This is a genomic window from Amycolatopsis sp. NPDC051061 (assembly GCF_040682935.1).
In the GTDB taxonomy this organism is placed as follows: domain Bacteria; phylum Actinomycetota; class Actinomycetes; order Mycobacteriales; family Pseudonocardiaceae; genus Amycolatopsis.
This window is the reverse complement of sequence record NZ_JBFBBZ010000006.1, coordinates 238,915-251,370: the sequence shown is the minus strand read 5'-3', so window position 1 is coordinate 251,370 and position 12,456 is coordinate 238,915. Positions and strand designations below refer to the sequence as shown.

The window sequence follows — 12,456 nt, the reverse complement described above, 5'->3', positions numbered from 1 at the left end:
ATCCGGGCCATGGCCGAGCTCGCCGCGCCCGCCGTCGGGGACTGGGACTTCCCGCGCGGCACCGCGAGCATCGAGCTGATGACCCGGTTCGCCGCCGACCGCGGCCTGCCCGCCGGCAAGCTCCTCGCCGCGACGACGCTCTCGCCGGAGCTCCTCGCCGACCCGTCGGTGCAGGTCGACGCGCGCCACGAGCTGGCCGTCGTCCGCGCCCTGGCCGAACTGGACGGCTCGGACGCGACGGCCCTGGAGCTCGGGCGCCGCTACCGCGTCACGACCTTCGGCATCTTCGGGTTCGCCTGCATCAGCAGCCCGACGCTGCGCGACGCGATGCTGTTCGCGCTGCGCTACTTCGACCTCAGCTTCGCCTTCTGCATCCCGCACGTCGAGCTGGAGAGCGGGCGCCTGACGCTGGAGCTGGACGACAGCCGCGTGCCCGCCGACGTCGCCCGCTTCCTCGTGCTGCGCGACCTGGCGGCGATCTTCTCGGTCATGCGCGACCTGCTGCCGGAGATCGTGCTGGAGGAACTGAGCTTCCGGCACGAGCCGTCCACAGTGGACCCTTATCGGGCCGCGTTCGGCCTGGTGCCCCGGTTCGGCGCCGACGCCTGCCGCGCGACGTTCGACTCCGCGCTGCTGATGCTGCCGCTCCCGCAGGCCAACGAGCAGACCGTCGCCTTGTGCGCCGCGCAGTGCGAAGAGCTCGTCGCGCGCAAACGCCGGCGCTCGGGCATCTCGCAGCAGGTGCGGGAGCGCCTGGTCCGGCTCGGCGGGGTCGACGCCGGGATGGACGAGATCGCCCGCCAGCTGACCCTCAGCACGCGCACGCTGCGGCGGCGCCTCGCCGAGTCCGGCACCAGCTACCGCGCGCTGGTCGACGAGGTCCGCCAGGCGCTGGCCGAGGAGCTGCTCGACACCGGCGTCCTGTCGGTCGAGGACGTCGCGTACCGGCTCGGGTACGCCGAGGCGTCGAGCTTCATCTACGCGTTCAAGCGCTGGACCGGGATGACGCCGGCGGCGTTCGCCCGGCGCTTCCGGGCCGCCCGGCAAGCACCGCCGGGTAGGTGACCTTCAGCAGGTTGAGGATCGAATCGGTGAGAAAGGTGCGCAGCGCCGGACGGTCGAGCGTGCCGCGGATCAGCCACTCGCGCGACGCCGCCCGCAGCAGCCCGCCGAACGACCGGATCATCGCGCGCAGCTCCTCCCGGCCCTCGGTGACGTCGGTCATCAGCGCGGCTTCCAGGACCCGGTCGGCGGCGACCTCGTCGGCCTCCAGCATGATCCGCTCGATCTCCGGGTCGCGGCCCGCGGACTCGGGGCCGATCACCGTCAGCCAGGCGTCGCGATTGCGGTCCACGACGTCGATCCACCGCCCGACGCCGATCGCCAGCCGCTCCTCCATGGTGGTGTCCGGCAGCGCTTCGGTGACCGGCGCCGGCACGATCATCAGCTGCCGCACCACTTCCAGGTAGAGCTCGCGCTTACCGCCGAAGTAGTGGTTGATGAGCGGGCGCGCCACCCCGGCCGCCTCGGCGATGTCCGAAGTGGACACCGACGCGTAGCTGCCCGCGCCGAACAGGTGCCGGGCGGCGGCGAGGATCTCCGCGCGCCGTTCGGCCGGTTCGAGGCGGCGCCGCCGGGGCCGGGTCCCACTGGTCATCCGCTCAGCCTCGCGGGGGAGCGGCACCCTGTCAACAAATAGTTGACTCCTCGTCAAGAGAGTGACTTCCCGTGGCGGGCAAGCGGTGTTTCGCGCCAACCTTTGTCGTTACGCAACCGGAACAACCGGCCGGTAACTTCCCGGCGCCCGGATGCGACGAGACGGCAGAGGCCAGCGACCGGGGGTAGGAACCAGATGACCGAGGAAGGCGCCCCGATCCGGCCGGCCGGACGCTGGGTGAGCGTCCGCCTGCAGCATCGCCACGTCAGCTTCGACGAGGGCTTCGAAGCGGACGAGCCCGTCCCCGACGGCGACTGCGCGGACGAGGAATCCCTGTCGTACTCGGGAATCGTGATCACGGGCTACGACGAGGGCGCGAAGGTTTCCGAGCGCTGGATCCCGCTGGGCGTCGACCCGTCCGAAGCGGACGACGAGCGGCTGATCGAGCAGCTGCGCGGAGCCCTTCTCTGGCAAGCGGGGCGCCCGCCCCAGGTCGCCGAGGACTGACCGGTCGTGGGTGAGAAACAGTGTGCTGACCCTGTTTCTCACTCACGACCCGGTGCGCAGGCCTTCGAAAGCCACCTTGCACACCGCGTCCGCCACTTCCGTCGCCGATGATCCGCGTCGCGGTTTGTACCACTCGATCAGCGAGTTCACCATGCCGAAGATCAGCCGCGCCGTCACCGCCGGGTCGACGTCCGGGCGGATGTCGCCTTCGGCTTCGGCCTGCTTCACCAGGTCCGTCACCAGCAGGTCGAACTCGCGCCGGCGGGCCAGCGCCGCGCGCTCCACCTTCGTGTTGCCGCGCACCCTCAGCAGCAGCGTCACGAACGGCAGCCGGTCGGCCAGCACCAGCACGCTGCCGCGCACCAGGTGCTCCAGCCGGTCGATGGCGCGCCCGTCGAGCTGCGCCGTCGAGGCCGCCACTTCGAACAGCCCGTCCAGCGCCCGGTCGACCGCCAGCCGCAGCAGTTCCTCCTTGCTGGGCACGTGGTGGTAGATCGCCGACTTCGTGATGCCGAGCTTGCGGGAGAGGTCCTCCATGCTCGTGCCGTCGTAGCCGCGCTCGTTGAACAGCTTCACCGCCACCTGCAGCAGCGATTCGAGGTCGTAGCCCGGGCGCCCGCGGCGGGGCGTGGTCACGGCTTGTCCCGCTGGTCGATGATCCGCCGCATCTTGCCCATGGACCGCTCCAGGGTCTCCGGGTCGACGACGTCCACCGACACCGTCACGCCGACGCCGTCCTTCACGCCCGAGATCAGCGAAGCGGCGGCCTGCTCCCGCGCGGCAGCCGAAGCGTCGTGGCGCGCCTCGACCAGCACGGTGAGGTGGTCGAGCCGCCCGCGCGTGGACCGGACGAGCTGGAAGTGCGGGCTCAGCGCGTCGGTCCGCAGCACGATCTCCTCGATCTGGGTCGGGAAGACGTTGACCCCGCGCAGGATGATCAGGTCGTCGGTGCGGCCGGTGACCTTGTCCATCCGCCGGAACGCCGGGCGCGCGGTCCCCGGCGAGAGCGCCGTGAGGTCGCGGGTGCGGTAGCGGATGATCGGCAGCGCCTGCTTGGTCAACGACGTGAACAGCAGCTCACCGGTCTCGCCGGCCCCCAGCACCGCTTCGGAGTACGGGTCGATCACCTCGGGGTAGAAGTGGTCTTCCCAGATGTGCAGGCCGTCCTTCGTCTCGACGCACTCCTGCGCGACGCCCGGGCCCATCACCTCCGACAGCCCGTAGATGTCCACGGCGTCGATCGCGAACCGCTCCTCGATCTCGGCGCGCATCTGCTCGGTCCACGGCTCGGCGCCGAAGATGCCCACCTCGAGCGAGCTCGAGCGCGGGTCGACGCCCTGGCGCTCGAACTCGTCGAGCAGCGTCAGCATGTACGACGGCGTGACCATGATGATCTCGGGCCGGAAATCGGTGATCAGCTGCACCTGGCGCGCCGTCATCCCGCCCGACGCGGGGATCACCGTGCAGCCGAGCTTCTCCGCGCCGTAGTGCGCGCCCAGCCCGCCGGTGAAGAGGCCGTACCCGTACGCGACGTGCACCTTGTGCCCCGGCCGCCCGCCCGCGGCGTGGATCGACCGGGCCATCACCGTCGCCCAGGTGTCGATGTCCTGCTCGGTGTACCCGACGACGGTGGCCTTGCCGGTGGTGCCGCTGGAGGCGTGGATGCGTCGCACCTGGTCCTGCGGCACGGCGAACATCCCGAACGGGTAGTTCTCGCGCAGATCCTGCTTCGTCGTGAAGGGGAACTTGGCCAGGTCGGCGAGCTCCTTGCAGTCGTCCGGGTGGACGCCGGCCTCGTCGAACTTCTTCGTGTACGCGGGCACGTTCGCGTAGGCGTGCCTGAGCGTCCACTGCAGACGGTCCAGCTGGAGGGCGGCCAGCTCGTCCGCGCCGATGTTCGCCTCGATCATGGTCAGTCCCGTTTCGCGGAGAGGACGCGGCTGCGGCCGCGGAATTCGGCGACGACCTCGGGCCCGCCGGGGGTTTCCCGGTGCACGGTGACGTCGTAGATGCCGTTGCGGCCGTAGCGGGTGCGCTCGGTGGCCGTGGCGACGAGGCGGTCGCCGAGCCGGCCGGCCGCGACGAAGGAGATTTCGGCGCCCGCGGCGACCGTCACCGGCCCGTGGGTGTTGCAGGCGCAGGCGAAGGCGGTGTCGGCCAGCAGGAAGACGTACCCGCCGTGGGCGATGTCGTGGCCGTTGACCATCGCGCCGGTGATCGTCATGGTCGCGACGGCCCGGCCGTCACCCGCTTCGACCAGCTCGATGCCCAGTGCGCGCGAGGCCTCGTCGGCGGCGAACATCGTGTGGGCGGCGTTGGTCATTCGTCCTCCGTCGGAATCAGGCCTGCGGCGCGGAGCGCCTCCGTTGAGGGTGGCGGTGGGGGCATCGGTGGACTTACCGAATGGACGGTCACCTGGCGTGTCGCTCAGTAAAGGCAGTGGCCCCGGCCGGTGTCAAGCGGCCGCCCCTTCCGATCGCCGGGCTCAGCGGCTACGATGCATTTACTGAACGTCCGGTAGGTAATTCGGTGGAGGTCGGGACCTGATGGCAGTGTTGCGCAGCTACGTCTCCGGGGAGTGGCACACGGCGGCGGGCGACGGCGTCCCTCTGCACGACGCCACCACGGGCGAGGAGGTCGCCCGGATCTCCTCCGACGGCGTCGACTTCGCCGGCGCGCTGGCGTACGGCCGCCGGGTCGGCGGCCCGGCGCTGCGCGAGCTGACGTTCCACCAGCGTGCGGCCCTGCTGAAGGCGCTCGCCTCGCACCTGCGTGAGCACCGCGAGGAGCTGTACGCACTCTCCGCGCGCACCGGCGCCACGCTGGGTGACTCGAAGTTCGACATCGACGGCGGCATCGGCGTCCTGTTCAGCTACGGCTCGAAGGGCAAGCGCGAGCTGCCGAACGACACCGTCTACGTCGAGGGCGCCGTCGAGCCGCTGAGCAAGGGCGGCACGTTCGTCGCGCAGCACATCGCGACCCCGTTGCGGGGCGTCGCCGTCCAGATCAACGCGTTCAACTTCCCGGTGTGGGGGCCGCTGGAGAAGTTCGCCCCGGCGTTCCTGGCCGGGGTGCCGAGCCTGGTCAAGCCGGCCAGCTCGACGGCGTACCTGACCGCGCGGCTCGTCGAGCTGATCATCGAGTCCGGGATCCTGCCGGAGGGATCGCTGCAGTTCGTCGCGGGCAGCGTCGGCGACCTCCTCGACCACGTGACCGCGCAGGACCTCGTGTCCTTCACCGGCTCGGCGTCCACCGCCCAGAAGCTGCGGGCGCACCCGGCGATCATCCGCAACGCCGTCCGGTTCACCGCCGAGGCCGACTCGCTGAACTGCTCGATCCTCGGCCCGGACGCCGTCAAGGGCACTACCGAGTTCGATCTGTTCGTCAAGCAGCTGACCTCGGAGATGACGGTCAAGGCGGGCCAGAAGTGCACCGCCATCCGCCGCGCGTTCGTCCCGGCTTCCCTGCTGGACGACGTCGCTTCCGCCGCGTCCGAGCGGCTGGCGAAGGTCACCGTCGGCAATCCGACGGCCGAGGGCGTCCGGATGGGCGCGCTGGCCAGCCTGGAGCAGCGCGAGGAGGTCCGGCGGTCGCTGAAGGCGCTGCTGGACGCCGGGAGCATCGTGTTCGGCGACCCCGAGAACGTCTCGGTGGTCGACGCCGACGCCGAGCGCGGCGCGTTCATCTCGCCGGTGCTGCTCAAGGCCGACCCGGAACGCTCCGAGCCGCACGAGGTCGAGGCGTTCGGCCCGGTCTCGACGCTCATGCCCTACACGTCCACCGAGCAGGTCGTCGACTTCGCCGCCCGCGGTGGCGGCAGCCTCGCCGGGTCGATCGTCAGCGCCGACAAGGAGTTCGTGCGCGAGGTCGTCCTCGGCGCGGCGCCGTTCCACGGCCGCCTGCTGGTGCTGGACGCCGAAGACGCGAAGGAGTCCACCGGCCACGGCTCGCCGATGCCGCAGCTGGTCCACGGCGGCCCCGGCCGGGCCGGCGGCGGCGAGGAGATGGGCGGCATCCGCGGAGTGCTGCACCACATGCAGCGCACGGCGGTCCAGGGTTCGCCGGCGGTCCTTTCGGCCGTGACCGGTCGCTGGGTGACCGGCGCGCCGCGCACCGAAGGCGACGTCCACCCGTTCCGGAAGTCCCTGGCCGAGTTGAAGATCGGCGACTCCGTCGTCGCCGGGCCGCGGACGGTCAGCCAGGAGGACATCGACCACTTCGCCGAGTTCACCGGCGACACGTTCTACGCCCACACCGACCCGGAAGCGGCCGCGGCGAACCCGCTGTTCGGCGGGATCGTCGCGCACGGCTACCTCGTCGTCTCGTTCGCGGCGGGGTTGTTCGTCTCGCCCGAGCCGGGCCCGGTGCTGGCCAACTACGGCCTGGAGAACCTGCGGTTCCTCACCCCGGTCAAGGTCGGCGACTCCCTCACGGTGACGCTCACCGCCAAGCAGATCACCCCGCGGATCGACCAGGAGTACGGCGAGGTCCGCTGGGACGCCGACGTCACCAACGCCGACGGCGAGTCCGTGGCCAAGTACGACGTCCTGACCCTCGTGTCGAAGGAGCAGCCGTGACCGCCACCTTGCCCGAGACCGGGCTCGAAGAGCTCTTCGAGCACACCATCGCGCGCGACCAGCGGATCGAGCCGCGCGACTGGGTGCCCGAGGGCTACCGCAAGACGATGATCCGGCAGATCGCGCAGCACGCGCACTCGGAGATCATCGGCATGCAGCCCGAGGGTAACTGGATCACGCGGGCGCCGTCGCTGCGGCGCAAGGCGATCCTGCTGGCCAAGGTGCAGGACGAAGCCGGTCACGGCCTTTACCTGTACTCGGCGGCGGCGACACTGGGCGCCGACCGCGCGGACCTGACCGACAAGCTGATCACCGGACGGCAGAAGTACTCGTCGATCTTCAACTACCCGACGCTGACCTTCGCCGACGTCGGCGTGATCGGCTGGCTGGTCGACGGCGCGGCGATCTGCAACCAGGTGCCGCTGTGCCGGTCGTCGTACGGGCCGTACGCGCGGGCCATGATCCGGATCTGCAAGGAAGAATCGTTCCACCAGCGGCAGGGCTTCGAGCTGCTGATGACGATGATGCGCGGGACGTCGCAGCAGCGTGAGATGGTCCAGGAGGCCGTGAACCGCTGGTGGTGGCCGTCGCTGATGATGTTCGGCCCGCCGGACGCGGACTCGCCGAACACCGCGCAGTCGATGGCGTGGAAGGTCAAGCGCCACACCAACGACGAGCTGCGGCAGCGCTTCGTCGACATGTCGGTGCCGCAGGCCGCCGCGCTCGGCGTCACGTTCCCGGACCCCGATCTCAAGTGGAACGCCGAGCGGGAGCACTACGACTTCGGCGCGGTGGACTGGGACGAGTTCAAGAACGTGTTGAAGGGCAACGGCCCGTGCAACGCCTCGCGCGTCGCGCACCGGCGCCGCGCGCATGAGGACGGCGCGTGGGTCCGCGAAGCCGCGGTCGCGCACGCGGCCAAGAACGAGGAGCGCAAGTGACCGACCTGACTGCCGAAGGCGGCCACGGCGCCGTCCCGCTGGAGGGCGTCCCCGCCGCGCCCGGCCCGGTCAAGCACGACTGGCCGCTGTACGAGGTGTTCGTCCGCGGCAAGCGCGGGCTGAACCACGTGCACGTCGGGTCGCTGCACGCGGCCGACGACCAGATGGCGCTGCACCACGCGCGTGACCTCTACACCCGCCGCAACGAGGGCGTGTCGATCTGGGTCGTGCGGGCTTCGGACATCACGGCGTCGTCACCGGACGAGAAGGACCCGTTCTTCGCGCCGAGCGGGGACAAGGTCTACCGGCACCCGACGTTCTACGACATCCCCGAGGAGGTGCCGCACATATGAGTTTCGACAACGTCTACGAGTCGCTGACCGAGGAGAACGACGCCCGCTGGGCGTTCGGCACCGGCTTCGAAGACCCGCTGTCCGGAGTGGACACGTCGGTTCCGTCCGGTGTGGACGGTGCTTCGCTGGCCGCCTACTGCCTGATGCTGGGCGACGACGCGCTGATCTTCTCCCACCGGCTGCAGGAGTGGTGCACCAACGCGCCCGAGCTGGAGGACGAGGTCGCGATCGCGAACATCGGTCTCGACCTGCTCGGCCAGGCGCGGCTGCTGCTCGCCCGCGCCGGCAAGGCCGACGGTTCGTCCCGCACGGAGGACTCGTTCGCGTTTCTCCGCGCGGAAAACGAGTTCCGCAACGTCCGGCTCGCGGAGCTGGGCGGCGGGCACTTCGGGCACCTGATCGCGCGGCTGTTCGTGTTCTCGACGTGGCGCCTCGCGTTGCTGCAGCGGCTGGTGTCGTCGGTGGACCCCGTGCTGGCGGCCATCGCGGACAAGGGCGTCAAAGAGGTCACCTACCACCGCGACTACGCGGCGCAGTGGCTGGTCCGCCTGGGCGATGGGACGCCGTTGTCGCACGAGCGGATGCAGGAAGGGCTCGACGCGGTGTGGCCGTACGTCGGGGAGCTGTTCCGCACGCACCCGGTCGAACTGGTGGACGCGGCGACGCTGCGGCCGGAGTTCGATGCGGTGCTGGACCAGGCTCTGGCGGCGGCGACCCTTTCTCGTCCGTCGGTCGGCGAGCTGGCCGGCGTGTCCGGGCGGACGGGCCGCGACGGCGTCCACACCGAGCAGATGGGGTTCCTGCTGGCGGAGCTGCAGAGCGTCGCCCGGGCGATGCCGGACGCGAAGTGGTGACGGCGGCGGCCGTCGCGGCGACGGTGACCGACCCCGAGCTGCCGATGCTGACCCTGGCGGACCTGGGCGTGCTGCGCTCGGTGTCCGAGTCGGCCGGCCGCGTCGTCGTGGCGATCACGCCGACGTACACGGGTTGCCCGGCCATGGACACCATGCGCGACGACCTGGAGCACGCGCTGTTTTCGGCGGGCTTCGCGGACGTCGAGATCCGGACGCAGCTGTCGCCGGCGTGGTCGTCGGACTGGATTTCGGCTTCGGGGCGCCAGAAACTGGCCTCGGCCGGAATCGCCCCACCGGGCGCGGCGCCGCGGCGATCGGGTCCGATCCCGCTGACGCTGTCGGCGCCGGTCTCGCGGGTTTCGTGCCCGCTGTGCGGGTCGCCGGACACCGAGGAGCAGTCCCGCTTCGGCGCGACGGCCTGCAAGGCGCTGCGGCGCTGCCGGTCGTGCGCCGAGCCGTTCGAGCACGTCAAGGAGATCTGAGGTGGCGTTTCATCCCCTGAAGGTCGCGGGCGTCACGCGGTTGTGCGACGACGCGGTCGCCGTGACGTTCGACGTGCCTGCTTCTCTTTCGGTGGAGTACGACTTCAAGCCGGGCCAGTCGCTGACCCTGCGGCGTTCGGTCGAAGGCCGTGACGAGCGCCGGTCGTATTCGATCTGCGCGGCGGCGGGCACGGCGCCCCGGGTGGGCGTCCGCCTGGTGCCGGACGGCCTGTTCTCGTCGTGGCTGGTGAACGACGTTCGCCCGGGCGACACGATCGAGGTGGCCACGCCGACCGGGTCGTTCACGCCGGACCTGGCGGCGGGCGGCCATCACGTCCTCATCGCGGCGGGTTCCGGCATCACGCCGGTGCTGTCGATCGTGTCGTCGCTGCTGGCGACGCCGGACGCGACGGTGACGGTCCTGTACGGCAACCGCCGCACGGACACGGTGATGTTCGCGGACGAGCTGGCGGACCTGAAGGACCGCGCCCCTTCGCGGCTGGAACTGATCCACGTGCTGTCGCGCGAGCCTCGTGAAGCGGAGCTGTTCACGGGACGCCTGGACGTGCCGAAGCTGCGTTCGCTGTTCTCCTCCCTGGTGCCGGTGTCCTCTGTGGACCATTGGTGGCTGTGCGGCCCGTTCGAGATGGTGACGGGCGCGCAGGAGCTGCTGACGTCCCTGGACGTGCCGCGCGCACGGATCCACCAGGAGCTGTTCTACGTGGACACGCCGCCGGAGCCGGTGACGCATCTCGACCCGGAGGTGGCGGGGGAGTCCTCGGAGGTCCGCGTGGTCCTGGACGGCCGCGCGTCGACGATGACGTTGCCGCGGACGTCGTCGGTGCTGGACGGGGCCCAGCGCTTCCGCCCGGACCTCCCGTTCGCCTGCAAGGGTGGGGTGTGCGGCACCTGCCGCGCCCGCGTGACGGACGGCAAGGTGGACCTGCGCCGCAACTTCGCCCTGGAAGAGGCCGAGGTGGAGGCCGGGTTTGTGCTGACGTGCCAGTCGTACCCGGTCTCGGCGGCGATCACCGTCGACTTCGACGCCTGATCAGCGGATCCTGTCGTCCAGATCGGACTCTTCGGCGTCCACGAAGCCCCAGCCGCGAGCCATGCGGGTCAGGGCTTTTGCCGCCCAGGCACGTCGCTGGTCGCGGGGGAGTCCGATCGGGGCGGTCATCGTCGCCGCGCCCTGCGAACCCGGCTGCCCGTCCGGGTTCCCGAACACCGACAAGTCGACCACGTCGAGGAGCCCGGGTGGATCGCCGGCGACCTCGTCGTTCAGCTTGATCTGCAGTTCGACCGTCGGCGGCGCCAGCAGGGCGGCGGTTTCCGGATCGGGCACGAGCGCGCGGGGCAGGACGAGGGTCGCGGCTTCCCACTCTGCCGTCCACAACTCCACGATTTGATGCGCCGAAATACTGAGATTCGGCACCACTTCACCTTCGACGACGGCGGCCAGCGCCGCCTGCCACGCCGCGAAGTTCACCTGGAACTCGACGGTCACGGTGATCGCCGACGACATGACGCCGGGGAGCATGATGCGTGCGACAGCGCGCACGCCCGCGCTCCCGTCGGCGGGATTCGCGAACGTTTGGTCGTAGCGAGCGTGACGCCCCGACTGGTGGGCGTTCGGCCCGCTCGCCCGTACCCACCGACGTGGGTTGCGCGGGTCTCCACGCCAGATGGACGCGGTCTGGGTCAGTTTGGTGAATTCGTTGAGCGGCAGCAGCACTTCGAGATGCTGACGGGTCCGCCCCGTGATCTCGAAATCGTCGTCCAGCGGCCAGGGGAGCGTGGCGATGGCGCGGATGGTCACGTCCGCGGGTTCCGCCACCCGCAGCCGGAAGGCCTCTCGGGCCTCCATGCTCAGCCGGGGCTTGGGTTGCCACCGCGCCGGCAGTGCGTCGGTGGAGCGGAACAGGACGCCCTCGCCCCACGCTCCGCCCGCGAGGTCGACCACACTTGCGGTGGCGTCGGTTCGCGCGACCGGCACGCCCGGCGCCGGAAAACCGGGCAACGTCGCAAGGTCGTCCCACACCGGGCCGGCCACGACCACAGCGGCCTGATCGGCGATGGCGCAGATCACCGCGTCGCTCTCGCCGGTCCCGGTGAAGTGCTGGACGAAAACCGGTCCGTCTTCGAAGACCTTGTCGGTCGGGCGGCCCAGGTGGTCCGCGCCGCCGGCTCGTCGAAACGCCTCCTCGAAAGCCCTTCTGGTCCGAAAATCGGCGCCCTCGCCAACCTGGATGCCGGGGGCGGCGAGTGCGTCGGGAGTCGTCATGGATCCGATGTTCCCGGCCTGTATCACGATTCCGCTGACGTTGCCGGTGACCACATTCCGGACACCGGAGGCGGGCGGCTGTTCTCGTGCTGCCGGAGCGGCCGGCGGTACCGGTCGCTCCGGCAGCACGGGTACCGCACCCAGCGGTGGCTGGGCGATCTCGGGTTGGTCGGTGAGCAGCCGCAGGAGGTGCTCCACGCCTTCGACGGTGAAGTCCCGGACCGTGTACACGGTCGAGCTGGCCGGAGACAGGAAGTCCGGCACACCGTCCACGCTCTGGCCGGGGAACACAACGGGAATGAACCGGTTCAGCGCGTGCTGGTCGGCGTAGAAAGCATCGCGGATCAGCCGGGCTTCCCACTGAACGCCGCGCCCCTGGTCCGGCCCGCTTCGGCCCTCGGCCCGTTCGCGGTACGCGCGTGAAGCGATCACGAGCACATAATCCGCTTCCCGGATCTGACGGCCCATCCACAGTGGCCAGTCCTGACGCTGCTGTGCCGCATCAAGATCGAGCTGGGCGTCGATGCCGCAGGAGCGCAGCAACTCCCAGAGCCTTCGCACTGACTGGCCGTGAGAAGGGTCGTCCGAATCCCATGCGTACGAGATGAACACGACGGGGGGCCGCGTCCGGTCTTCCTCGTCCGGCGCCGGGCTCTTCGACGGGGAGTGTGCGGCGGTCGGCTCACCGAGGCCGAAGTCCTGCCGAGCCACGTGTCCCCCTCTCCGCTTCGTTCAGGCGAGAGGCGAAGTTTACCGGCGTGAGGACGAGCGTCGGCCGGGACACCGCCCGCTTCTTGCCCG

13 protein-coding genes are annotated in these 12,456 nt (G+C 70.5%); 8 read left to right on the top strand and 5 right to left on the bottom strand.

Translation table 11 applies throughout. The annotated features are described in order from the left end of the window. Positions 1 to 9: 9 nt before the first annotated feature. Entirely contained in the window at positions 10 to 1,065 is a 1,056-nt protein-coding gene (locus AB0N03_RS11010) for an AraC family transcriptional regulator (RefSeq protein ID WP_364368748.1), read from the top strand. Here the strand turns inward: AB0N03_RS11010 and AB0N03_RS11005 are convergent. Beyond that, positions 986 to 1,657, bottom strand: a complete 672-nt coding sequence (locus AB0N03_RS11005; protein ID WP_364368745.1) for a helix-turn-helix domain-containing protein — start codon at positions 1,655 to 1,657, stop codon at positions 986 to 988. The two genes, AB0N03_RS11010 and AB0N03_RS11005, sit on opposite strands and share 80 nt — an antisense overlap. A 195-nt stretch (positions 1,658 to 1,852) precedes the next feature. Between AB0N03_RS11005 and AB0N03_RS11000 the strand changes: the two genes are divergently transcribed. Next, positions 1,853 to 2,164 carry a hypothetical protein gene (locus tag AB0N03_RS11000; protein ID WP_364368743.1) on the top strand — a complete coding sequence of 104 codons (312 nt, stop codon included), beginning with the start codon at positions 1,853 to 1,855 and terminating at the stop codon, positions 2,162 to 2,164. A gap of 42 nt (positions 2,165 to 2,206) precedes the next feature. Here the strand turns inward: AB0N03_RS11000 and AB0N03_RS10995 are convergent, their stop codons facing one another. Genes AB0N03_RS10995 through paaI form a run of 3 tightly spaced genes read right to left on the bottom strand, consistent with a single transcriptional unit; the run spans position 2,207 to position 4,487 of the window. Beyond that, positions 2,207 to 2,800 carry a TetR/AcrR family transcriptional regulator gene (locus AB0N03_RS10995; RefSeq protein WP_364368740.1) on the bottom strand — a complete coding sequence of 198 codons (594 nt, stop codon included), beginning with the start codon at positions 2,798 to 2,800 and terminating at the stop codon, positions 2,207 to 2,209. Next, positions 2,797 to 4,074, bottom strand: coding sequence for a phenylacetate--CoA ligase PaaK (paaK, locus tag AB0N03_RS10990; RefSeq protein ID WP_364368738.1), 1,278 nt, complete (start codon positions 4,072 to 4,074; stop codon positions 2,797 to 2,799). The genes AB0N03_RS10995 and paaK overlap by 4 nt, the downstream gene beginning before the upstream one ends. A 2-nt stretch (positions 4,075 to 4,076) precedes the next feature. Beyond that, positions 4,077 to 4,487: a hydroxyphenylacetyl-CoA thioesterase PaaI gene (gene paaI, locus AB0N03_RS10985; RefSeq protein ID WP_364368736.1), complete on the bottom strand. Its 411-nt coding sequence runs from the start codon at positions 4,485 to 4,487 to the stop codon at positions 4,077 to 4,079. Positions 4,488 to 4,710: 223 nt separating this feature from the next. Here paaI and paaZ point away from each other — a divergent pair, with 223 nt between their 5' ends. From paaZ to paaE, 6 genes are read left to right on the top strand one after another with little or no spacing between them, the layout of a single operon-like run. Next, the gene (paaZ, locus tag AB0N03_RS10980; protein WP_364368733.1) at positions 4,711 to 6,741 is read left to right on the top strand and encodes a phenylacetic acid degradation bifunctional protein PaaZ; all 2,031 of its coding nucleotides are present in this window, start codon (positions 4,711 to 4,713) and stop codon (positions 6,739 to 6,741) included. Next, the gene (gene paaA, locus AB0N03_RS10975) at positions 6,738 to 7,682 is read left to right on the top strand and encodes a 1,2-phenylacetyl-CoA epoxidase subunit PaaA (RefSeq protein WP_364368731.1); all 945 of its coding nucleotides are present in this window, start codon (positions 6,738 to 6,740) and stop codon (positions 7,680 to 7,682) included. Before paaZ ends, paaA begins: the two co-directional genes overlap by 4 nt. 38 nt (positions 7,683 to 7,720) lie before the next feature. Next, complete coding sequence (gene paaB, locus AB0N03_RS10970) at positions 7,721 to 8,035, top strand: 1,2-phenylacetyl-CoA epoxidase subunit PaaB (protein ID WP_286003483.1); 315 nt, start codon at positions 7,721 to 7,723, stop codon at positions 8,033 to 8,035. Continuing rightward, the gene (paaC, locus tag AB0N03_RS10965) at positions 8,032 to 8,889 is read left to right on the top strand and encodes a 1,2-phenylacetyl-CoA epoxidase subunit PaaC (protein WP_364368728.1); all 858 of its coding nucleotides are present in this window, start codon (positions 8,032 to 8,034) and stop codon (positions 8,887 to 8,889) included. Before paaB ends, paaC begins: the two co-directional genes overlap by 4 nt. Further along, positions 8,883 to 9,371, top strand: coding sequence for a 1,2-phenylacetyl-CoA epoxidase subunit PaaD (gene paaD / locus AB0N03_RS10960; RefSeq protein WP_364368725.1), 489 nt, complete (start codon positions 8,883 to 8,885; stop codon positions 9,369 to 9,371). Before paaC ends, paaD begins: the two co-directional genes overlap by 7 nt. A gap of 1 nt (position 9,372) precedes the next feature. Continuing rightward, positions 9,373 to 10,422, top strand: coding sequence for a 1,2-phenylacetyl-CoA epoxidase subunit PaaE (gene paaE / locus AB0N03_RS10955; protein WP_364368723.1), 1,050 nt, complete (start codon positions 9,373 to 9,375; stop codon positions 10,420 to 10,422). Here paaE and AB0N03_RS10950 read toward each other — a convergent pair whose 3' ends face one another. Continuing rightward, positions 10,423 to 12,366 carry a TIR domain-containing protein gene (locus AB0N03_RS10950; RefSeq protein ID WP_364368720.1) on the bottom strand — a complete coding sequence of 648 codons (1,944 nt, stop codon included), beginning with the start codon at positions 12,364 to 12,366 and terminating at the stop codon, positions 10,423 to 10,425. Positions 12,367 to 12,456: the final 90 nt, after the last annotated feature.